The organism is Microbacterium tenebrionis, from assembly GCF_903645325.1.
Taxonomy (GTDB): domain Bacteria; phylum Actinomycetota; class Actinomycetes; order Actinomycetales; family Microbacteriaceae; genus Microbacterium; species Microbacterium tenebrionis.
Map to the genome: position 1 here is coordinate 59152 of NZ_CAHJXQ010000004.1, position 21200 is coordinate 80351.

Here is a 21200-nt window from a genome sequence, read left to right on the forward strand (position 1 = left end):
AAAGAGCATCACGACATGACAATGACCCCCGAACAGGCGAGCTGGTTCCAGGGCACCTTCACTCGCCTCGTCGAGAACATCGACAAGGCCGTGCAGGGCAAGCACGAGGTCGTCAGTCTCGTCCTGGCATCCATGCTGGCCGAGGGTCACGTGCTCCTCGAGGATGCGCCAGGAACCGGCAAGACGAGCCTCGCGAAGGCGCTCGCGGCGACCGTCCAGGGCACGAGCTCTCGCATCCAGTTCACGCCCGATCTGCTGCCCTCCGACGTCACCGGTGTGACGATCTACGACCAGCAGTCGCACAAGTTCGAGTTCCACAAGGGCCCGATCTTCGCGTCGATCGTGCTGGCCGACGAGATCAACCGCGCCTCCCCGAAGACCCAGTCGGCGCTGCTGGAGGTCATGGAGGAGTCCAAGGTCACCATCGACGGCGTCACCCACGAGGCCGGCCGCCCGTTCCTCGTGATCGCGACCCAGAACCCCGTCGAGCAGGCCGGCACCTACAAGCTCCCCGAGGCGCAGCTGGACCGCTTCCTCATCAAGACCTCGATCGGCTACCCCGACCTGGCCGTGACCGAGAGCATCCTCGCCGGGGCATCCGACCGCAACCCGTCGTCGCACCTGACCGCGATCATCACGACCGGTGCCGTCGCCGACATGGCCGACCTGGCCTCGACCGTCCACGTCGAGCCCGCCGTGCTGCGCTATGTCGCAGAGCTCGCCGAGGCGACGCGTGAGGATGCCGGCGTGCGACTGGGCGTCTCCGTCCGCGGTGCCATCGCGATGGTCCGTCTGGCGAAAGTGTGGGCGGCAGCGCGCGGGCGCCACTACGTCCTGCCCGACGACATCAAGGCGCTCGTCGCGCCGGCATGGCAGCACCGCCTGATGCTCGACCCCGAGGCCGAGTTCTCGGGTGTCACGGCCGACGTCGTCATCAGCCGTGTGCTCGAGCGCGTCGCTGCACCGCAGGCCAGAGCGGCGGCTTGATGACCGCAGAGGCGCTGCGCGTCGCACCCGAGACCGCCCGCGACGCCGGCTGGCGCGACATCGCGGCGCTCATCGCCGTGCGCATCGGCAACCGTCTCCGCAAGGTCGCGGCCGTCATCCGTCCGCTCGCCTGGATCCTCATCGCCCTCGCCGTCGTTTTCTGGATCGTGGGCCTGAGCCTCGGTTGGCGCGAGCTCATCGTCACCGCGGTCGTCGTCACGATCACGCTGCTCATCTGCTCGGTGTTCCTCATCGGCCGGACCGAGTACGACGTGAACCTCGACCTCGCGCGGACGCGTGTCGTCGTCGGGGAGCGCGCCGTGGGAGCGCTGACGCTGGCGAACCCGGGCAGCCGCGCGATTCTTCCGTCACGGGTCGTGCTGCCCGTCGGGAACGGGCGCGGCGAATTCGGCATCCAGCGCCTCGCGCCCGGAGAGAAGGCCGAGGAGCTGTTCGCGATCCCCACCCAGCGCCGCGGGGTCGTCCAGGTCGGTCCGGTCAGCGTCGTCCGCGGCGATCCGCTCGGGCTGTTCGAGCGCGCGCACCGCCGCGACGAACCCGTCGACCTCTTCGTGCACCCGCAGACCGTGCTCTTCGACGGCCAGTCGCTCGGCTTCCTGCGCGACCTGGAGGGTCTGCCCGCCGCGGACCTTTCGCGCGACGACGTCTCGTTCCACGCGCTGAACGAGTACCAGCCCGGCGACGACCTGCGCCACGTGCACTGGCGATCGACCGCGCGCACCGGCATCATGATGGTCCGCCAGTACGAGGAGACGCGGCGCTCCCACTTCGTGATCGGACTGTCCACCTCGACCGGCGACTACGCCGACCCGGCGGATTTCGAGTTGGGCATCTCGGCCGCCGGCTCGATCGGGCTGCGCGCCCTCCGCGACTCGCAGCGCGTCGACGTCCGCGTCCAGGGGCGCGCGCTGCGTGCAGACACCGGCAAGCAGCTGCTGGACTCGCTCGCGGCCGTCGACGGCAGCAGGCCGCGCGAGGGCGGCATCGCCGAGCTCAGCGGCGTGATCGCCGCGACCATGCCGCTGGCGAGCGTGGTCGTGCTCGTGTGCGGTTCCAAGGTCTCGAACGAGGATCTGCGGGTCGCCTGCTCTCGGCTGCCGTTCGGCGCCCGCGTCATCGCCGTCGTCACCGACACCGCCGTCGAGGTTCCGGCGCTGCGCCGCATCGGAGACGCCGACGTCGTCAGCGTCGGTGCGCTCGACCAGCTCCCCCTCGCACTCCAGAAGGTCCTCGCATGAGCGCCCCCGCACCGTCGGCATCGATCCGCGAGCTGCCCCTGCGCCGCTGGGGTCTCGACATCGCCGCCGTGCTCGTGCTGCTGGGAGCAGCGGCCGTCGGGTTCTGGCCGAGCTTCGCCGGCCCGAGCTTCCTGGGCGCTGCGATCGGTGGGGCGGTGATCGGCATCGCCATCGCGGTCGTCGCAGCCTGGCGCCGGTGGGGGATCCTCATCATCACCGGGCTCACCGTCGCGGCGTACTTCGTCTTCGGCGGCGCGCTGGCCCTGCCGCACACCGCGATCCTCGGGTTCATCCCGTCGCTGGAGACCCTGAAGCAGCTGGCATTGGGCGTCGTCACCTCGTGGAAGCAACTGCTGACGACCGTCGCGCCGGTCTCGGGCGCCGACGGGCACTTCATCGTCCCGTTCCTGCTCCTGCTCGTGACGGCGGTGCTGACCGCGTCCCTCGCGCTGCGGCTCACGCAGCCGGCGTGGGCGCTCATCCCCGCCGGCGTCCTGCTCGCCACCGTCATCGCACTCGGGACGCCCGACCCCGCCACGCCGTTGATCCAGGGAGCGGTGTTCGCCGTCGTCAGCATCGCCTGGCTCGCGGTGCGTCAGATCTGGATGCCGCAGAACGCCGCGGTCTCGGTCAGCGAGATCGACCCGGCGCGCGCGAACCACATGCGGATGCGCCGGATCGTCGCCGGCGGCATCGTCCTCGCCGCCGCCACCGGTGCCGGCGTCGCGACGACCGCGTTCACCGCACCGGGCGAGGTGCGCCACGTGCTGCGCGACACCATCATCCCGCCGTTCAACATCCGCGACTACCCGAGCGCCCTGCAGTCGTTCCGCGGAATCGTCCGCGACGACAAGGACTCCACGCTGTTCACCGTCCAGGGGCTCCCGGAAGGCGCCCGCATCCGCCTGGCGGGAATGGACGAGTTCGACGGCCAGGTCATCAACGTCGTCGACGGCGGGCCGGGCACCTCGAGCGCGTTCGCGCCGATCCGCTCCAACATGTCGCCGGATGCCGAGGGGCTGCCGGTGACGATGCAGGTCGACATCGGCGACTACACCGGCGTCTGGGTGCCTCAGGCCGGCCTCGTCTCCGAGATCCGGTTCGCGGGCGCCGACGCCGACGAGCTGCGCCGCGGAACGTACTACAGCAACGGCTCCGCGACAGCGGTCGCGACCACGGGCCTGCACAGGGGCGACAGCTACACCGTCCAGACCACGATCCCCGCCGAGGTCACCGACAAGCAGCTCGGCGACGCCGAGTTCGGCAATGTTCGGATGCCGAAGAACAAGAACGTCCCCGAGGAGCTCACGACGCTCGCCGGCGAGATCGTCGCCGAGGCCGAGACGCCTGCCGAGCAGGCGCAGGCACTCGCCGACTACCTGTCGGAGGAGGGCTTCTTCAGCCACGGTCTCGAGGGCGAGGTGCTCTCCCGCGCCGGCCACACCGCCGAACGCATCTCGACGCTCATCGGCGGCGACCAGATGGTGGGCGACGACGAGCAGTACTCCGTCGCGATGGCGCTGCTTGCCGGCGAACTGGGCATCCCGGCACGTGTTGTGATGGGCTTCTACCCCGATGAGAAGGATGCGGGAGCCTCGTCGTTCGTCGCGAACGGCGACAACCTGCGCGCCTGGGTCGAGGTGAACTTCGACGGGTTCGGGTGGGTGCCGTTCGACCCGACGCCGCCGGAGGACCAGGTCCCCAACGATCAGAACACCAAGCCGCGCGCCGACCCGAAGCCGCAGGTCCTGCAGCCGCCGCCCCCGCCGCAGGAGCCGGTCGACCTGCCGCCCACGCTTCCGGACGATCGCGAGGGCGAGGACGAGTCGCTGAACATCGGCGGCATCATCCTGGCGATCCTCGCCATCGGTGGCATCTCGCTGGCCGTCATCGCGCTGCTCATGTCACCGTTCATCGTGATCGGCGCGTGGAAGGCGTCGCGGCGACGTGCGCGCCGGTCGGCCGATCGCACGGCCGACCGGATCGCCGGCGGCTGGGACGAGCTCACCGATCGCGCGGTCGACTACGGCGCCCGGCTGACGCCCGGCGCGACCCGCGGCGAGGAGGCGGTGCTCGTCTCGGACGCGCTCGCCGTCCCGACGGTGACGGCGCTCGCCGACCGGGCGGACGCCGAGGTGTTCGGCCCGCACGACCCGAGTCAGGACGACGTCGACGCCTTCTGGAAGGAGGTCGACGGCATCGTCGTCGGCCTCGGTGCCGAGGCAGGATTCTGGAAGCGGATGAAGGCGCGGCTCAGTCTGCGATCGCTGCTGGGAGGGTCCGCGATCCAGTCCGGTTTCCAGGGACTGAAGGATGCCGCGGCCGCGCGCATCCGGCGAGAACCTGGCACCATCGACAACAGCACGACAGAAGCATCCGAGAGCGAGACATCATGACGCAACCGACATTCGGCACCGTCGCCCCGACCTCCCGTCGCGCCGTGGCGTACATCATCGATGCGGCGATCGCCGCGGGCATCGGGATCGTCCTGAGCATCCTGCTCGTCGTGTTCGCCGTCCTCGCCGGGACGGACGGGATGCTGGCCGTCATCGGCGTCGGCGCACCGCTGATCTGGCTCGTGCTGCTCGGCTGGTTCGTGTTCTACACCGTCATGCAGGTGGGCAAGGGCTCGATCGGCATGCGGGCGCAGGGGCTACGGCTCGTGCGCGAGGACGGTGCACCGCTCGGATTCTGGAAGGGTCTGCTGCGCAACATCATCTTCGGGCTCGCGGCATCCATCGTCGTGGGGTACTTCACGCCCCTGTTCGACGGATCAGGCCGGTTCCAGGGCTGGCCCGACAAGGTCGCCCGTTCGCTCATGCTCGACGCGCGCGCCGGCGCGCAGGCGAGCACGGTTCCGCCGACCGTGGACCTGCACGTGCCGCCGCGCCCCGGCACTCCGAACGGCGCACCGCCGATCCCCGGGCTTGCCACGCCCAGCGGATCCTCGTCGTTCGCCGCCCCGACCCCTGCTGCTCCGGGGCTCCGCGCGAACCCCGCGTTCCCGCCGGCTCCGGCCATGCCCGCGTCCTACGCGGCTCCGACCGCGCCGGCAACGCCGAGCGCGCCAGGCACGCCTGCTCCGTCGGTGTTCGACGAGACCGTGCGGGCGCCTGAGCCCGCCCGTCCGCAGGCGCCGTCGCACGCCGACCTCTCCGCCCCGGTCGCGGGAGAGGGATCGCTGATCGCGTTCGTCCCCGGCATCACGCAGGACGGCCCGCCCGAGCGCAGCGTCCAGGAGCCTGTCGTGCCGCCCGTGCCCGAGATCCCCGCGACCCCCGCTGCCGCGGCACCCGCTGAACCCGCAGAGCCGGCCCCCGCGTCCGATGACGCCGGTGATATCGAGGACACCAGGATCAGCATCCCGGGACACCGTCTCGTGTTCACCTGGGACGACGGCACGCGGGTGACGGTCTCGCGTCGCACGCTGTTCGGACGCAACCCGGCACCCGAGGACGGGGCGACCGTCGTGTCGGTCCGCGACGAGACGCTGTCGCTGTCGAAGACGCACTTCGAGGCGGTGGCCGAGACGTCCGGCGGCTGGATCATGGACCGGCATTCGACGAACGGGACTGCGATCGTGCGCGACGGCCACCGCATCGTCTGCGAGCCGGGCGAGCAGGTGCGCATCCGCCTCGGAGACGCCATCGAGATCGGCGACCGCATCGTCACGGTCGGGGGCTACGCATGACCGTACCGCTCATCGTCTCGGCGGGGTCGGCGACGCACGCCGGCCTGCGCCGCACTCTGAACGAGGATTCGCTGCTGGCCAGCGCGCCGATCTTCGTCGTCGCCGACGGCATGGGCGGCCACGAGGCCGGTGAGCGTGCGAGCGCAGCCGTCGTCTCGGAGTTCTCACGGCACATCGGACGCGAGAGCCTGGAACTCGACGACGTGCTCGACGTGCTCAGCCGCTCGCGCGACGCCGTCGATGCGCTCTCGGTCTCGGCGATGGGCCGCGCCGGCACGACCCTCAGCGGTCTCGTGCTCGCCGACGTGGACGGCATGGGCTACTGGCTCAGCTTCAACATCGGCGACTCGCGCACCTACCGGTTCGCGGACGGCGAGCTCGAGCAGATCAGCGTCGACCACTCGGTCGTGCAGGAACTGATCGAGTCCGGCGAGCTGAGCGTCCTCGAGGCCGCGTCCGACCACCGGCGCAACATCATCACGCGGGCGATCGGAGCGGGCAGCACCGGCGACGCGGACTTCTGGATGTTCCCGGCCGAGCTCGGCGACCGGATGCTGATCTGCTCCGACGGGCTCTCGTCCGAGGTGACGGATGCCAGGATCGCCGAGATACTGACCGCCGAATCCGACCCGCAGACCACCGCGTCCGCACTCGTGCACGAGGCCGTGAATGCCGGCGGGCGCGACAACATCACCGTGGTGATCGTGGATGCGATCTCGGTCGCATCCCGGCCCGGCGTGCGCATGCGCGCGGATGACGACATCGACGAAGACACCAGACCGCGTGAGGCGGTCGCCGGAGGGATGAGCTGATGCAGACTGCATATCGACCCGGGCAGTGGTACACCCTGGTGGCACCTGGCGCGCTCATCGCCCTGGCGCCCGAGGCGCCGGCCGAGCTCGTGCAGCGGCTCTGGGAGCGTCAGAGCGGCGGGGGCGACCTCGCAGCCGTCATCGATGCGCTGACCGAGCACGCAGGCGGCTCGTTCACCGCGATGCTCCCGTTCGCTGCGATCGTGCTCGAGGGCCCGAACGCCCGCATCGCGGTGCGCGGCGAGGTGACGGCGCGGGTCGAGGGCGAGGGCGGTGCGGAGAGCTTCACCGGCTCGAACGTCACCACCTGGAGCGAGCGCTTCGTCGAAGGCGCGAGCCGCATCGCCGTCGCCGCCGACGACGCCGACGACGTGTCGCTCCCGATCGCGGGCGGCATCGTGCGCGCAGCCGAGGCCACCGCCGAGATCGAGCCGTCCGACATCGCCGCGCTCGAGGCGGATGCTGCGCCCGAGATGGATGCTGCGCCGAAATCGGATGCTGGCATCGAGGCGGATGCCGCCGTCGCCGTGAGCGCCCCGGAAGCGATCGAGTCGGAGCCCGCTGAGGAGTCGGAGCCCGCTGATGTCGCCAAGCCGGTCGACGAGCCCGCGCCGGTCGACGAGCCCGCGGCCGAGCCCGAGACCGAGCCGATGGACAGCCCGGTCGCGGAAGCAGAAGACGCCGCCGAATCGGAGCCCGAGGTCGTGAAGGCGCCCGAGCCGGCCGATGAGGACGGCGCCGTGAACGGCGCCACGCTCACGCCCGACGAGGTGACCTACGCATCCGACGCCGACGAGTTCGAGCAGCTGTTCGGTGCGACGATCGCGGGCCCCCGCTCTCCCGCCGCACCGCCGATGCCCCCGGCGCCCGCCGCAGCGGCCGGCGACCACGACGGCGAGACCATCTCGGTCGCCGAGGCCCGTGCTCTGCGTCAGAGTGCACCCACCGCCGGCCCTGACGCGCCCACCGCTGTGCTCCCTGTCGTCTCCAGCGGCACGGGCCGTGTGCGCGTGTCGACCGGTCAGGTCGTGGGGCTCGACCGCACGGTCATCATCGGACGCCGGCCGCGCTCGACGCGCGCCAGCGGCGCCGACATGCCGCACCTCGTCGCTGTCGAGAGCCCCCAGCAGGACATCTCGCGCAGCCACCTCGAGATCCGTCCGGAGGGCGACACCGTCGTCGTCGTCGACCTGCACACCACGAACGGCTCGACGCTGCTGCGCCCCGGCGCCGACCCGCTGCGCCTGCACCCCGGCGAGCAGACGCTTGTGCTCTCGGGCGATGTCGTCGATCTCGGCGACGGCGTCACCGTCGTCTTCGAGGATCTCCCGTGAGCAGACCCCCCTCGCAGCCGCCGGAGCTTCCCGGCTTCACCTACATCGAGCCGCTGGGCGCCGGCGGCTTCGCCGACGTGTTCCTGTACGAGCAGCAGATGCCCCGGCGCCGTGTCGCCGTGAAGGTGCTGCTCGCCGACCGGATCTCGAGCGGGTCGGCGAAGGAGTTCGCCGACGAGGCGAACGTGATGGCGATGCTGTCGACGCATCCGGCCATCGTCACGATCTATCAGGCGGGCATGGCCGGCGACGGCAGGCCGTACCTGGTGATGGAGTACTGCCCGCGCCCGAACCTGCAGGTCCGCGCGCGCAAGGAGCCGTTCTCGGTCGCCGAGGCGCTGCGTGTCGGCATCCAGGTCGCGGGTGCCGTCGAGACCGCGCACCGCGCAGGCGTCCTGCACCGCGACATCAAACCGGCGAACATCCTCGTCACCGAGTACAACCGCCCCGCCCTCACCGACTTCGGCATCGCCTCGACGACGGGGGCCGTGAGCGAGGCTACCGGCATGTCGATCCCGTGGTCGCCGCCGGAGTTCTTCGCCGAGCCGCCGCAGAGCGGTCCGCGCTCGGACGTGTTCGCGCTCGGCGCGACGCTGTACACGCTGCTCGCGGGCCGGTCGCCGTTCGAGCGGCCCGGCGAGCGCAACACCAGCGCCGACCTCATCGAGCGCATCGAGCGCGCGCCGCTGCCGCCGGTGAACCGTCCCGACTCGCCGGGCAGCCTTCAGCAGGTCCTTGAGCGGGCGATGGCGAAGAGCCCCGACGCGCGCTACCCCAGCGCCGTCGCGTTCGCGCGCGCCCTGCAGAAGGTGCAGATCGAGCTGGCGCATTCCGTCACGCCGATCGACATCGTCGACGACCACCCACTCCCGGAAGACCTCGAGGACGAGGACGAGGGCCTGACGCGCGTCCGCGACATCGTCAGCATCGAGCCGGATGCCGGCAGCACCCGCCCGTCCGCCACGACCCGCCCGTTCGGCTCACCGCGCTACGCGCGTGCACCGGTGGGGACCCCGGCCCTCGCTTCGACCCGGGAACATCCACGTCGGCATCCGCGGTCGAGGACACCGTCATGCGACCCGGCGCGGCGGCGCCCGCTCCCGCACCCGTCGACGAGGACCGGACGGTCCTGCGCGGCCCGCGCACCCTCTCGCCGGAGGCGCCCGCGGTGCCGTTCCCGCAGACCGTCGGGGACGCACCGGAACCTGACCCGGCTGAGACGAAGCCGAAGCCGCGGGTGGGCATGTGGATCGGAATCGCGGCGGCCGCCGTCGTCCTCGTCGGCGGCACGATCATCGGCGTGAACCTGCTCCAGGGAACGGGCGAGCCCGACCCCGTGGCCACGCAGCAGGGGGCGGTCCCGAAGGATCCCATCTCCGACGCGGTGCCCGCCGTCGATGACCTCGCCGGCACGCGCGACGGCACGACCATCACCTTCACATGGACGAACCCGGCCGAAGAGGACGGCGACCTGTACCTGTGGAACACTGTGAGCCTCGACGGCACCGGGGTTCCCGAGTCGACCGAAGAGCCGACCGTGACGTTCGAGGGAGCCGCCACCGGACAGGTGTGCATCGATGTGCTGCTGCGCCGCGAGGACGGCCGTGCGTCGGAGCAGGTTCGGGGGTGCGTGGAGTGAGCTCACGCGCTGATCGGTCGACGTCCTCCGAGCGAATGATCTGGGAGATCGACGACGAGAAGGACGAGATCGAGGGCCTCGACGAGAGCGGACGCCCCGATCCGGCATACGCGGCCGCCCTCGGCATGCTGCGCGCTCCGTTCGGGCGCCGCGCGCTCGCGCTCGTCATCGACATCGCGCTCTGGCTCGTCGTGCAGCTGCCGTTCTGGCTGGGCGCCGTGCCGCTGCTGCTCAAACTCATGACCGGGTCCATCTCGGCATACGGGCTCGTCAACCACCCGTCGTTCGTCCTGGCCATCGTGACGACGGCGGCGACATTCGCCCTCACGCTGGTCCTGAGCATCGTCCAGCTGGTGATGCACGGTCGCGGGGGGCGGACGATCGGCAAGGCGATCGTCGGCATCCGCTCGGTCGACGTGCGCACCCTCGCCCGCCCCGGCGTCGGCCGGGTGCTGCTTCGCTACCTGCTCATGGGGGCGTCGGGCATCGTGCCCCTCATCGGCCCGGTGCTCATGCTGGTATCGCCCACCTTCGACCCGGATCGCCGCGGGCGGGGCCTGCACGACAAGGCGACCGGAGTCTGGCTCGTCGATATCCGGCGCGGTCTGAATCCGTACGACGACAAGCGCATGCGCGTGGCCCGCAAGCTCGTCAAGGCGGAACCGGCGCCCGAGCGCGTCGAGCTGCCGTCACTGGCGACACCGCAGGATCCCGCTGTCGCGCCCCAGTACCGTCCTGGCAGTCGTGTCAGCGCAGGCGTCATCGGCGTCGCGCGCCCGCACGCACCCGACTCCCGACCAGACATCGGAATCGGTCAGCCGGTCGCACCTGCCCAGGAGGCGGCCCCGGAGGCGGGCAAGCCCGTTTTCGGCGGGGATCGACCGGCCGGAGAGTCGGTTTCCGTTCCGCCCGCAGCGACGGCGCCGGAGCGGCCGGCCCCCGCTCCGGACCCCGAGCCGGTCGTCCCCGCCGAGCCCGCCTCGGTCGCCCGCTTCGGCCTGAACCTCGACACGGGCGTGAACATCCCCGTGGAGGGGCCGCTCCTGCTCGGACGCAACCCGGACGCGAGCGGCCACCCCGGCGCTCAGACGATCCCCGTGGACGATGAAGCCCGATCGCTGTCGAAGACGCACCTGCTGGCGCGTCCGGTGGACGGCGGTCTCGAGGTGACGGACTGCGGTTCGACGAACGGGTCGGGACTGATCCGTGAAGGCATCGAGTACACCCTCGCCGCCGGTTCGCCGGTGATGGTCGTCGAGGGTGACGCGGTCCGGTTCGGAGACCGGCTGGCCGTGGTCGTCCGGATCTGACGGCGCGTGTGACGGAGAGAGACGAATGAGACTGAAACTGACCCTGCATCGCCCGGTCGGCGACCCCGTCGACATCGTCGTCACGACGGACTCCACGGCCACGGCGGCCGATGTCGCCCGGCACATCGCCGAGGCCGACCCGACCCGTTCGATCCCCGTCACCGAAGGCGACGTCCTCACCCTCGCCGTCGCCCCGCCGACCGCCGATCGGCTCGTGCCGCTCGATCCCGAGCTGCCGATCGGCGAGGCGCCGATCGGCTCCGGGTTCGCGGCATCCATCCTCAATCACGGCCCCGACTACGTCGGCTCCGGCCAGCGCGAGATCGTCGGCGTGCTGCACGTGACCGCCGGCCCCCTGACCGGGCAGGAGTTCCCGATCAGGGCGGGGCAGATGGTCATCGGGCGCGATGCGGCAAGCGACGTCGTGCTCGCCGATCCGATGGTCTCGAAGCGGCACGCCCGCATCGAAGTCGGTCAGCACATCGATGTCGTCGACCTGAACTCCGCCAACGGCGTGCTCGTCGACGGCGTCCCGGTCGGCCGCATCCGCCTCGAAGAAGGCACGCCGTTCGTGATCGGCTCGACGACCCTCGTGCCGCGGCTCGCGCGCTCCTTCGACGGCAGCGCATCCGAGGAGCCGATCATCGAGCGCGGAGGGGGACTGCTGTTCAACCGCAGCCCTCGCGTCGAGGTGCGCTATCCCGGGACGGCGTTCAAAGCTCCGCGCATCCCGACCGAGAAACTCGGCAAGATCTTCCCCTGGCCGATCCTCGTCGCACCGGTCCTCATGGGCGTGGCCCTGTACATCATGAACGAGAACCCGCGATCGCTGCTGATGATCGTGATGACGCCGCTGATGGCGCTGGGCAACATGATCAACCAGTCGCGGTCGGCGAAGCAGAGCTCCAGCCACGAGTACAAGCTCTTCGAGAGGCAGTACGAGCAGCTCGAAGAGGACTTCTTCCGCGGCAAGCCCGAGGAGGAGGCGGCCCGCAACGCCGAGACGCCGCCGGTCGCCGAGGTGTTCGATCACGCGATGCGGCTGGGGCCGATGCTGTGGACGCGCCGGCCCGAGCACTGGAACTTCCTCGCCGTGCGACTGGGCACCTGCACCCTCCCCGCGCGCAACACGATCGCCGAGATGGACACGCCCGAAGGGCTCCCCGAGTTCATCGAACGCGTCGACCGGCTCCAGGAGCGGTACGCGCAGGTCGACGATGTTCCGATCTTCGAGCTGATGGCGGATGCCGGATCGATCGGCATCGCGGGCCCGCAGCAGCTGGTGGCCGACGCGATGCGCGGCATCGCCGTGCAGTTGTTCGGCCTGCACGCGCCGAACGACGTCGTCAGCGTCGCGTTCGCCGACTCCGCGTGGACCGCGGAGCTCGACTGGCTCAAGTGGATGCCGCACACCTCGAGCGAGAAGAGTCCGTTCCGCGACGTCGCCCTCGCCGACTCGGCCCCCACCGGGGCAGCGCTGCTGAGCATGCTGGAGGACTACGTCCAGCGCGCGGCGTCCGGCGGTGCGGAGAGCCGCGAGCCGCGCGGGCCGTTCAAGGACGAGTGGAACCCGCTGCTGTACGGCACCGACGTGTCGCGGGCGGCCGGAGACCACAAGCGGACGCCTGCGGTGTCGGTCATCGTCTTCGTCAGCAGCGAGGCGCCGGTCGACCGCGGGCGTCTCACCGACGTGCTCGACCGCGGCGCGGACCACGGTGTGCACGCCGTCTTCGTCTCGCCGACCGTGGAATCGCTTCCGGCGGTGTGCCGCAGCTACATCGACGTGACGAACGGACTGGAAGCGGCCAATGTCGGGCTCGTCCGCACCGGCCACAGCTTCGAGGGCGCGCGCGTCGAGGGCGTCTCCAACGCGTACATGCACATGCTCGCGAGGCGCATGGCCCCGGTCGTGGATGCCAGCACGGTCGTGCACGACGCATCCGACATCCCGAGCACGGTGGGCTTCCTGCAGCTCGTGGACCCCGCGATCGCAGAGGACCCGCGGGTCGTGATCGAGCGGTGGCGGCAGAACAACACGATCGTCGACCGTTCCCCGACTCCCCGTCCCCGTCTGAAGAAAGCCGGCAACCTGCGCGCGATCATCGGTCAGGGCGCCAGCGACGCCATGGCCCTCGACCTGCGCACGCACGGTCCGCACGCCCTCGTCGGCGGAACGACCGGCGCCGGAAAGTCCGAGTTCCTGCAGGCCTGGGTGCTCGGAATGGCCGCGGCGCACAGCCCGGACCGGGTGACGTTCCTGTTCGTCGATTACAAGGGCGGATCCGCGTTCGCCGACTGCGTCGAACTACCGCACTGCGTCGGCCTGGTCACCGATCTGAGCCCGCACCTCGTGCGCCGCGCGCTCACGAGCCTCAGGGCCGAGCTGCAGCACAGGGAGCACCTGCTCAACCGCAAGAAGGCGAAGGACCTGCTCGAGCTCGAGAAGCGGCAGGACCCGGAGTGCCCGCCCGCTCTCGTGCTCGTGATCGACGAGTTCGCGGCCCTCGCCTCCGAGATGCCCGAGTTCGTCGACGGCGTCGTCGACATCGCACAGCGCGGCCGCTCGCTCGGCATCCACCTCATCATGGCGACGCAGCGTCCCGCCGGCGTCATCAAGGACAACCTGCGCGCGAACACGAACCTGCGCATCGCCCTGCGCATGGCCGACGAGGCCGACTCACGCGACGTCGTCGACGACCCGGTGGCATCGACCTTCCCGGCATCGATCCCCGGCCGTGCGATCGCGAAGACCGGGCCGGGTCGGCTCGTGCCGTTCCAGTCCGCGTACGCGGGCGGATGGACGACGGAGGACGAAGCCGCCGTCGAGGTCAGCGTGTCCGAACTGCGTTTCGGCGCCACCGCGGAATGGGAGCCCGAGCGCCCCGCCGAGGCCGAGACGCACGAGGAGGACCTCGGGCCCAATGACCAGAAGCGGATCGTGTCGACGCTGATCCGCGCGAGCGAGGTCGCCAGCCTGCCCGCTCCGCGCCGTCCGTGGCTCGACGATCTCGCCCCGGTGGTGGAGCTCGCCGATCTGCCCAACGACGGCGACACCCGCATCCCCCTTGCGCTCATGGACGTGCCGGAGAAGCAGAAGCAGGAGCCCGCGGTCTTCGTCCCGGACCGCGACGGATCGATGGTGGTCTACGGCACCTCCGGTTCGGGCAAGTCCACGGTGCTGAAGACCATCGCGACCGCGGCCGGAATGCAGCCCGATCGCGGCCGCGTGCAGGTGTACTGCCTGGACTTCGCCTCCGGCGCGCTGGGACCCCTCGCCGACCTGCCGCACGTCGGCTCGGTCGTCGACGGTGCGGATGCCGAGCGCATCCAGCGCCTGTTCCGCACTCTCGATCGCGAGATGGACCGCCGCGCGGCCTCGTTCTCGGCGGCGAGCGCTGCGACCGTCCAGGAGTATCGCGAGATCGCGGACCCGAGCATGCCGCGCATCCTGCTGCTCATGGACAACTTCCCCGAGTTCAAGAAGGACTGGGAGTACGCGCCGGGACGCGCGCCGTTCTACCGCACCTTCATGCGCATCCTCGGCGAGGGGCGGACGCTCGGCGTGCACATGGTCATCACGGCCGATCGCGGCAACGCCGTCCCCAGCGCCGTCGCGTCCAACATCTCCCGCCGGGTCGTGCTGCGCCTGGGCGACCCCGGCCAGTACATGCTGCTCAACGCTCCGCGCGACATCCTCGACGAGCAGTCGGCGCCGGGGCGAGCCATCATCGACGGCCATGAGGCGCAGATCGCGGTCCTCGGCGGCACGCCGAACGTGGTGGAGCAGACCAAGGCCCTCACAGCCCTGGCCAAGACCCTCCGGGAGCAGGGTGCGCGGGACCTCCCGGAGATCGGGGCCCTGCCGACCATGGTGCCCGCCGCGGACATGCCGGCGATGGTCGACGGGATGCCCGTCTTCGGCATCGCCGACGACACGCTCGCGCCGCGCGGCTTCGAGCCGATCGGCTCGTTCGTCATCTCCGGACCGCCGGCTTCCGGGCGCACGAACGCGCTCAGGGCCCTGGTCATCGCGATGGAGCGGTTCGATCCGAACGTGCGGATGTACCACTTCGGCAACCGCCGCTCGCAGCTCAAGGACTTCCGTCCGTGGGTGCGTAGCGCGATAAAGCCGGAGGAGGAGAAGGAACTCGCCGAGCAACTGACCGAGCTGGTCACGAGCGATACGACGGAGGGCCGCATCCTCATCGTGATCGAAGACATCCCCCACCTCGCCGACGGTCCCGCCGATCGGCAGATGCGCACGCTGCTGCAGGCGATGAACAACAGCGATCACATGCTGATCGCCGACGCCGAGATCAGCCGCGCCAGCGGAAGCATCGGTGTGCTCGGCGAGTGGAAGACGGGTCGTCAGGGCATCATCCTCAAGCCGGACACGTACGACGGCGAGTCGATCTTCAAGACCGCGTTCAGCCGGATCAAGAGAAGCGACTTCCCTGTGGGGCGCGGCATCTTCGTGCAGGCCGGCCGCCTGGTCACGATGCAGATGCCGTTCGTCCCGGAGGCGCCGGCGGTGGGCAGGACTGACATGGGTACCGCTCCCCGTTTGCGGGAGCGGGTTCGTTGACTAACCTCGTTCCAGGAGGCCGCAGGGGCCTGACGAGGGCCACACAGGCCGGAAACACCACGAACGCGGAGGGCAGTTCTCATGGCACATGACTTTGGTGCAACGTACAGCGAGATGGAAGACGCGGCACAGCGTCTGCGCGACGGACGCACGTCGATCGGTGACGCGCTGAAGGACCTCCAGGGCGTCATCGACGACCTGGTCCAGGACGGCTTCAAGACCGAGAACGCGTCGGAGCAGTACTCCACCGCTTACAACGACCTGACCACCTCGCTGGATGACGCCACCGAGGCCGTCAACGACATGGCGACGGCGCTGGACCAGATGGCGGACAAGATCCGCGACACCGACCAGCTCTGATCGGTCGCACCGGAGGCCGTGGGGCCAGTTCGACAGGACTGGCTCCACGGCCTTCGTCGTTCCCCCTGATCGCGCAGAAGCAACGAATAGAATCGGGACCATGACCGGACAGCAGAGCTACTGGTACAACCTGTCGACCCAGTCCGTGGTGCGCGCCGACGAGCGCCCCTCCGAGGACACGATCGGCCCGTTCGCCACGGCCGCCGAGGCCGAGGACTCGCCTGCGGCGCTGCTCGAGCACGCGCGGGCGTGGCTGGAGAGCGAGGAGAGCGAGCCGTTCCGGGCGATGGCCGAGGAGAGCGGCGAAGACACCGACTACGTGTGACGGCCGGGGAATGAGGGGAAGACGCCGCGTCGCGGCACTGACCGCGCTCGCGCTCGCTGCGGGGCTGACGGCCTGCGCGCCGGCCATGCCGGAGTCTGTGACCCCCGGAACGAAGGTCGTCGTCGGGTGGACGGGGTCGTTGACCTCGACCAACGCGGCCGCATCCCCGACGAGCGGCAACCTCGACATCGCCGCGATGACGCGAGCGCGATTCGGCGACGTGATCGACGGCGACTTCGTCGCGGACGAGAGCTTCGGCACGGTGACGATCCTCGAGGAGGAGCCGTTCACCGTGCGCTACGACCTCACCGAACCCTCGTGGTCTGACAGCATCCCCCTCGATGCCGCGGACCTGCTGCTGGGCTGGGCAGGAGCTGCGGGGTACTTCCCGTCCGATGAGGCATCGGTCGTGGATGCTCCGATCCCGGTCGTGGACGAGTTCGCGCGGTCGATCGATGTGACCTTTGCGCAGCCGGTGAGCGACTGGCAGAGCATCGTGACCGTGCCGGTGCCCGCGCATGTGCTGGGCGAGCGCGCACTGGGCATCGACGATCCGATGGAGGCCAAGCAGGCGGTCATCACCGCGATACGCACCGGCGACGGCAGCGCGCTCGAGAAGATGCGCACCGCGTGGAACGAGGGCTTCGAGATCGGCGAGGGAGCGGTCGCCGCCGACCTCCTGCTCTCGAGCGGGCCGTTCATGGTCGATCCGGACGGAGCGGATGCCGAAGGGGCAGTGGCGCTCGTCCCGAACTCCGCGTTCCGTGGAGCTGTCACGCCCCAGGTCGCCCGCATCGAGCTGACGCCGCCCGGTGAGGATCCGCTCGCCGCCGTCGGAGATCAATTGGATACCGTGCAGGTGCGTCCGGTCGCGGAGAATCGCGACGCCGTGCGCGAGCTCGAACGCAAGGACTTCACCGTCCAGATGACGAACGACGGCACACTCTGGTCGATGCTCCTCCCGCCGCACGGCGTGTTCAGCGATGTACGTGCGCGGACGTCGTTCATCCACTCCGCGCCGGCGCGCGACCTCATGGATGCCGGTGCGGGGGACTGGGCGACTGCGTACGCCCCGAGCACCTCGATGACCGCGATCCCGAACTCGCGCGCGTACGACATCGTGAACGAGGACTCCGGGTTCATGCAGACGCTCGGTGCGGCCGACGCCGACCCCGCGGCGGAGCGGGCGGCCGCGGGCATCCCCGCCGACACCCGCGTGTGCGTGCTGTACGACCGGCGCAGCGAGTTCGCGACGGGCGCCTTCGCCGCGCTGCGGACGGCCGCTGCGGAGGCCGGCTGGCGAGTCGCGGACTGCGGCAGCGACGACCTGTCTGCGGCGTTGGACAAGCGCGACTGGGATGCGGTGATCATGCGCGCGCCCATCCCGCGGTCCCCGGCCCAGCTCGCGGCGCAGTGGGGCACCGGAGGTGCCTCGTCGATCACGGGGCAGGCCGACCCCGCCCGCGATGAGTTGATCGCCCAGCTCGCGCAGACCACCGATGTGTACGAGGCGCGTGAGATCCAAGCGCAGATCGAGGCGACGATCGTGAGCGCAGCCGTCGCATCCCCGATCGCCGCGAATCCCGTCGTCACGATCACCGACCGCGACGTGTCCGGTGTCTCTGTTCGCGGCGGGGCGTCGGCACCGCTGATGTCGGATGCCGCGCAGTGGGCGGTCGTGCCGTGAGCGGTCCTCGCACGGATTCGTGGGGTGTTCTCCCCATCGCGAGCGCATCCGCGAGGCCTCTAATCTCTTCAATGGAGGTTGTGCCGTGGGAATGATGTTGCCGAACGAGCTGATCTGGGTCATGGAGAAGCTGGGGTTCGATTGGCCCGATATCGATGAGGACGAAGTCCGCAAGGGCGCGACCCTCGTACGCAACCTCGGCACGGACCTCGAAACCGTGATTCAGGCGGTCGACCGCAGGATGAACGGGGACATGACCGTGGCGATGCGAGGTCAGACGGGGCCTGCGACGGTGAGCGCCTGGAACACGAACCGATCGACCAATCTGCAGAAGCTGGTGGACATCATGCCGCCGGCAGCGACGGCCATGGATATCGGGGCCGACGTCGTCTTCGGTCTGAAGATGAAGGTGATCTTCGACGTCACGACGACGATGATCGCCCTGGTGGGAATGCTGACGAACCCGATCACGGCTCTGGGCGCGGGGCCGATGCTGCTCATCAAGAAGAAGCTCCTGAACGCCGCGGTCGACATCGCGGTCGAGCAGGTGCTGGAGCAGTTGCTGCCGATGGCGGTCCAGCCGATGGCCGAGCAGCTGCCCGCTGTGCTCGACGCGATCCTGGATGCGCCGATGGTCGAGGGTACGGTCGGTGACACGGATGAGTTCTATGCGGATCTGCAGGCGCTCGAGGACGCGCAGTCGGCGATGCGGCTCCACGGTGAGGACATCTCGACCTTGACGGCGACGTTCTTCACGGAATTCTCTGCCCTTGACTTCGGAGGGGACGCCTGATGGGCAAGTTCGGCAATGCGTTCAGCGATCTCTGGCGCGCGATGACGAAGGGCGGTAAAGACGCGAACGTCAGGCTGCCCGAGCTGACGCGCAGGCTGGATGATCATTTCGAAGACGTCAAGCAGAAGGTCAAGCTGCTCGACGGCACCGAGGCCCCAGACCTGACCGGGAGCCACACCGATCGGGTGGATCGAACGAGTACCGAATTGCTCTATCGATCGGACGGCCGCTCTCCCGACGTGATCTTCGCCGAGGGCTTCCAGGTCAGAGATCCGTCGAACAACGATCTCAATACGTTCGTGCACACCAACGGGTCATCGAACTTCGTGAGCACGACGAGGGACCCGGATCTATATCAGCGCTGGGGATCGCCCTACCGCTACACCGTCGATGCTCCGGGCGGAATCGATGTCGACGCCACCATGCCGGACGGTCCATACGCGCCGCACATGCCCAACCCCGAGCACGAGATCGCCTTCCAGGGCGGCATCCCCGCCGAGAAGATCGTCGGCGCGCACCCGGTGCTGCCCGACAACACATTGGGTGAGTGGATCCCGAACCCGATCTACAGTGGTAGGCGATGAACGAGAACGATCAGCAAGAGGAAGACCGGAACTCGGCGACGGCAACATCCGCACCGCCCGTCACGGACGACCTCCGGGCCGAGGCGCGAGCGAACCCCGGCGGATGGGTATACGCCGTCGACCCGGGATTCGAGGGATCCGCCGAAGTGCCGCCTGAAGGCATCGTCGGCGCGTGGAAGGTGGATGAGAACGGCGAACTCGAAGACGCCTTCATACCGAATCCCCGGTACCGTCCAACCCCGCAGGCTCGAGGGTGGTCACCGCCGAAGACGCCGCTCGAGAGGGTGCTACAGCTCGTGCTCGCCGGTTATCTGCCCGATGACCGGCTCGGTCGCGCTTTCGCCGAAGCGGAGGTGTTCATCTTCAGTCGTGCAGAGGGCGGCATCTTCGTCGCACCCGCCGAGGACGGTGGAAAGCTCGTCTACGCGTTCACCGACATCGACAAGGCCACGGCCCCGGGATACGACGAGCACGTGTCGATGAAAGGCGTCGAACTCGCCTCAGCATTGCCCGAAGGCGTTCGGATCGCGCTGAACGCCGGGGACAGTGTGTCGGCGATTATCGATCCCGCCGACGTGAAGACCGAATGATCCCGAGCCCGCAGACCGTGCGTGTCGCCCGGGACGATATCACCCGTGAGGCGGAAGTGACGTGGAGTTTCGACGACGTTGCGTGGACGGTGGAGATCCGGTCAGCCGGGTTCGGCGCGGAAGTGGCGCGCGCCGATGATGCGTTCGAGGCCCTGTGCCGTATTCGCGAGAAACTCGAGCCCTACGGCTGGCGCATCGGCGTGGCCGGGGCGCTCCCGAACGTCTGGCCGAGCGGAATGGCCCGCGATCAAGGCGGCGGACTCCGCGCCTACCGGCTCTCGATCCGCGGTGGGGAGGACCTCGTCGACACGTTCGAACCGGTGGACCCCTCGTCGACGGTCACGCTTGCCGAGCAGCGGGCCGAGGTCGATCGACTGCACGAGCAGGCGCGACAGCACGCACGCCGGCCATGAACCCGACGCGTAACTGATCACCTGACCGCGCCGGAGAGCATCCGAAGCCCCTAGGGATGGGCTGATCTCACCATCGCGCGAGGCGCGGCTCTCTTAGTAGCGTCTCCGACGGAGGTGCCGACGTGGGAATGATGCTGCCGAACGAGCTGATCTGGGTCATGGACAAGCTCGGCCTGGAATGGCCCGATATCGATGAGGACGAGGTCCGGAAGGCCGCGCAGCTGGTGCGCACCTATCGCGACGACATGGAGACGCTCGTCCAGGCGGCCGATCGCCGTATCAACGGCGACATCGCCGCGTCGATGAGAGGGAACATCGGCACCGGCCACGTCGCCGCGTGGAACCGCAACCGATCCGAGAACGTTCAGCAGCTGCTCGACATCCTGGGCCCGGCGTCGACGGGGATCGACGTCGCCGCAGACATCGTCCTCGCGCTCAAGATCAAGGTGATCGTCGAGGTCACGCTCACGCTCGCCCAGCTCATCCCCCTTCTCGCCGCCGGGCCGTTCGGCGCCGGCGGGGCCGCCCTTCTGATCCTGGCTCGCAAGAAGCTGTTCTCGATGGCGATGGAGGCCACTGTGGAGCAGGTGATCAATCAGGTGCTGCCGCTCGCGCTCGACCCCCTGGCCGAGCAGGTGCCGGGGCTCGTGCTCCGGCTGCTCGAGGCCCCGGTCGTTGCAGAGAACCTCGGCGACGTCGACGAGTTCTACGCCGACCTCCAGGCGCTCGATCAGGCCGCGGACGACATGGACGGCGTCGCGACGGACGTCGAGGACCTCACCGACCGCCTTCTCGCCGACCTCGCCAACCTGCAGATCTCAGGAGACTGAC

General features: G+C 69.6%; 18 protein-coding genes. All 18 read left to right on the top strand.

The features are described 5' to 3' along the window. Positions 1-15: 15 nt before the first annotated feature. The 18 genes from HWX58_RS07955 (at position 16) to HWX58_RS08035 (ending at position 21199) form a co-directional block, all read left to right on the top strand. Positions 16-987 (top strand): AAA family ATPase, encoded by a 972-nt coding sequence (locus HWX58_RS07955; protein ID WP_175986760.1) that lies wholly within the window; start codon positions 16-18, stop codon positions 985-987. After that, positions 987-2246, top strand: coding sequence for a DUF58 domain-containing protein (locus HWX58_RS07960; protein WP_175986762.1), 1260 nt, complete (start codon positions 987-989; stop codon positions 2244-2246). Before HWX58_RS07955 ends, HWX58_RS07960 begins: the two co-directional genes overlap by 1 nt. Next, a complete protein-coding gene (locus HWX58_RS07965; RefSeq protein WP_175986764.1) occupies positions 2243-4642 on the top strand; it encodes a transglutaminase-like domain-containing protein in 2400 nt (799 codons plus the stop codon). Before HWX58_RS07960 ends, HWX58_RS07965 begins: the two co-directional genes overlap by 4 nt. After that, positions 4639-5937, top strand: a complete 1299-nt coding sequence (locus HWX58_RS07970) for an RDD family protein (RefSeq protein ID WP_175986766.1) — start codon at positions 4639-4641, stop codon at positions 5935-5937. Before HWX58_RS07965 ends, HWX58_RS07970 begins: the two co-directional genes overlap by 4 nt. Next, positions 5934-6749 carry a PP2C family protein-serine/threonine phosphatase gene (locus HWX58_RS07975; protein ID WP_175986768.1) on the top strand — a complete coding sequence of 272 codons (816 nt, stop codon included), beginning with the start codon at positions 5934-5936 and terminating at the stop codon, positions 6747-6749. Before HWX58_RS07970 ends, HWX58_RS07975 begins: the two co-directional genes overlap by 4 nt. After that, complete coding sequence (locus HWX58_RS07980; RefSeq protein ID WP_175986770.1) at positions 6749-8083, top strand: FHA domain-containing protein; 1335 nt, start codon at positions 6749-6751, stop codon at positions 8081-8083. Before HWX58_RS07975 ends, HWX58_RS07980 begins: the two co-directional genes overlap by 1 nt. Beyond that, a complete protein-coding gene (locus HWX58_RS07985) occupies positions 8080-9387 on the top strand; it encodes a serine/threonine-protein kinase (RefSeq protein WP_250646150.1) in 1308 nt (435 codons plus the stop codon). Before HWX58_RS07980 ends, HWX58_RS07985 begins: the two co-directional genes overlap by 4 nt. Beyond that, positions 9327-9722, top strand: a complete 396-nt coding sequence (locus HWX58_RS15065) for a hypothetical protein (RefSeq protein WP_250646151.1) — start codon at positions 9327-9329, stop codon at positions 9720-9722. The genes HWX58_RS07985 and HWX58_RS15065 overlap by 61 nt, the downstream gene beginning before the upstream one ends. Before the next feature lie 35 nt (positions 9723-9757). Continuing rightward, positions 9758-11032, top strand: a complete 1275-nt coding sequence (locus tag HWX58_RS07990; RefSeq protein WP_175986772.1) for an RDD family protein — start codon at positions 9758-9760, stop codon at positions 11030-11032. A 25-nt stretch (positions 11033-11057) separates the two neighbouring features. Beyond that, positions 11058-15617 carry a type VII secretion EssC family protein gene (locus tag HWX58_RS07995; RefSeq protein WP_175986774.1) on the top strand — a complete coding sequence of 1520 codons (4560 nt, stop codon included), beginning with the start codon at positions 11058-11060 and terminating at the stop codon, positions 15615-15617. Between the two features lie 81 nt (positions 15618-15698). Beyond that, positions 15699-15977: a WXG100 family type VII secretion target gene (locus HWX58_RS08000; protein WP_250646152.1), complete on the top strand. Its 279-nt coding sequence runs from the start codon at positions 15699-15701 to the stop codon at positions 15975-15977. 100 nt (positions 15978-16077) lie between these two features. Next, positions 16078-16302: a hypothetical protein gene (locus HWX58_RS08005; protein WP_175986777.1), complete on the top strand. Its 225-nt coding sequence runs from the start codon at positions 16078-16080 to the stop codon at positions 16300-16302. A gap of 10 nt (positions 16303-16312) precedes the next feature. After that, positions 16313-17989: a periplasmic substrate-binding domain-containing protein gene (locus HWX58_RS08010; RefSeq protein ID WP_175986779.1), complete on the top strand. Its 1677-nt coding sequence runs from the start codon at positions 16313-16315 to the stop codon at positions 17987-17989. Between the two features lie 91 nt (positions 17990-18080). Then, positions 18081-18782, top strand: a complete 702-nt coding sequence (locus HWX58_RS08015; RefSeq protein WP_175986781.1) for a WXG100-like domain-containing protein — start codon at positions 18081-18083, stop codon at positions 18780-18782. Then, a complete protein-coding gene (locus tag HWX58_RS08020) occupies positions 18782-19366 on the top strand; it encodes a scabin-related ADP-ribosyltransferase (RefSeq protein WP_175986784.1) in 585 nt (194 codons plus the stop codon). Before HWX58_RS08015 ends, HWX58_RS08020 begins: the two co-directional genes overlap by 1 nt. After that, complete coding sequence (locus HWX58_RS08025) at positions 19363-19956, top strand: type VII secretion system-associated protein (RefSeq protein ID WP_175986786.1); 594 nt, start codon at positions 19363-19365, stop codon at positions 19954-19956. Before HWX58_RS08020 ends, HWX58_RS08025 begins: the two co-directional genes overlap by 4 nt. After that, positions 19953-20369: a hypothetical protein gene (locus HWX58_RS08030; protein ID WP_175986789.1), complete on the top strand. Its 417-nt coding sequence runs from the start codon at positions 19953-19955 to the stop codon at positions 20367-20369. The genes HWX58_RS08025 and HWX58_RS08030 overlap by 4 nt, the downstream gene beginning before the upstream one ends. A gap of 128 nt (positions 20370-20497) precedes the next feature. Further along, positions 20498-21199 (top strand): WXG100-like domain-containing protein, encoded by a 702-nt coding sequence (locus HWX58_RS08035; protein WP_175986791.1) that lies wholly within the window; start codon positions 20498-20500, stop codon positions 21197-21199. The last annotated feature ends 1 nt before the right edge of the window (position 21200 follow it).

Excerpts from the sequence above, each read along its gene's own strand:
- HWX58_RS08005 (WP_175986777.1), top strand. The coding sequence starts at position 16,078 with ATGACCGGACAGCAGAGCTACTGGTACAACCTGTCGACCCAGTCCGTG.
- HWX58_RS07995 (WP_175986774.1), top strand. The coding sequence starts at position 11,058 with ATGAGACTGAAACTGACCCTGCATCGCCCGGTCGGCGACCCCGTCGAC.
- HWX58_RS08020 (WP_175986784.1), top strand. The coding sequence starts at position 18,782 with ATGGGCAAGTTCGGCAATGCGTTCAGCGATCTCTGGCGCGCGATGACG.
- HWX58_RS07960 (WP_175986762.1), top strand. The coding sequence starts at position 987 with ATGACCGCAGAGGCGCTGCGCGTCGCACCCGAGACCGCCCGCGACGCC.
- HWX58_RS08000 (WP_250646152.1), top strand. The coding sequence starts at position 15,699 with ATGGCACATGACTTTGGTGCAACGTACAGCGAGATGGAAGACGCGGCA.
- HWX58_RS15065 (WP_250646151.1), top strand. The coding sequence starts at position 9,327 with ATGTGGATCGGAATCGCGGCGGCCGCCGTCGTCCTCGTCGGCGGCACG.
- HWX58_RS08015 (WP_175986781.1), top strand. The coding sequence starts at position 18,081 with ATGATGTTGCCGAACGAGCTGATCTGGGTCATGGAGAAGCTGGGGTTC.
- HWX58_RS07975 (WP_175986768.1), top strand. The coding sequence starts at position 5,934 with ATGACCGTACCGCTCATCGTCTCGGCGGGGTCGGCGACGCACGCCGGC.
- HWX58_RS08010 (WP_175986779.1), top strand. The coding sequence starts at position 16,313 with ATGAGGGGAAGACGCCGCGTCGCGGCACTGACCGCGCTCGCGCTCGCT.
- HWX58_RS07965 (WP_175986764.1), top strand. The coding sequence starts at position 2,243 with ATGAGCGCCCCCGCACCGTCGGCATCGATCCGCGAGCTGCCCCTGCGC.
- HWX58_RS08035 (WP_175986791.1), top strand. The coding sequence starts at position 20,498 with ATGATGCTGCCGAACGAGCTGATCTGGGTCATGGACAAGCTCGGCCTG.
- HWX58_RS07955 (WP_175986760.1), top strand. The coding sequence starts at position 16 with ATGACAATGACCCCCGAACAGGCGAGCTGGTTCCAGGGCACCTTCACT.
- HWX58_RS08030 (WP_175986789.1), top strand. The coding sequence starts at position 19,953 with ATGATCCCGAGCCCGCAGACCGTGCGTGTCGCCCGGGACGATATCACC.
- HWX58_RS07970 (WP_175986766.1), top strand. The coding sequence starts at position 4,639 with ATGACGCAACCGACATTCGGCACCGTCGCCCCGACCTCCCGTCGCGCC.
- HWX58_RS08025 (WP_175986786.1), top strand. The coding sequence starts at position 19,363 with ATGAACGAGAACGATCAGCAAGAGGAAGACCGGAACTCGGCGACGGCA.
- HWX58_RS07980 (WP_175986770.1), top strand. The coding sequence starts at position 6,749 with ATGCAGACTGCATATCGACCCGGGCAGTGGTACACCCTGGTGGCACCT.
- HWX58_RS07990 (WP_175986772.1), top strand. The coding sequence starts at position 9,758 with ATGATCTGGGAGATCGACGACGAGAAGGACGAGATCGAGGGCCTCGAC.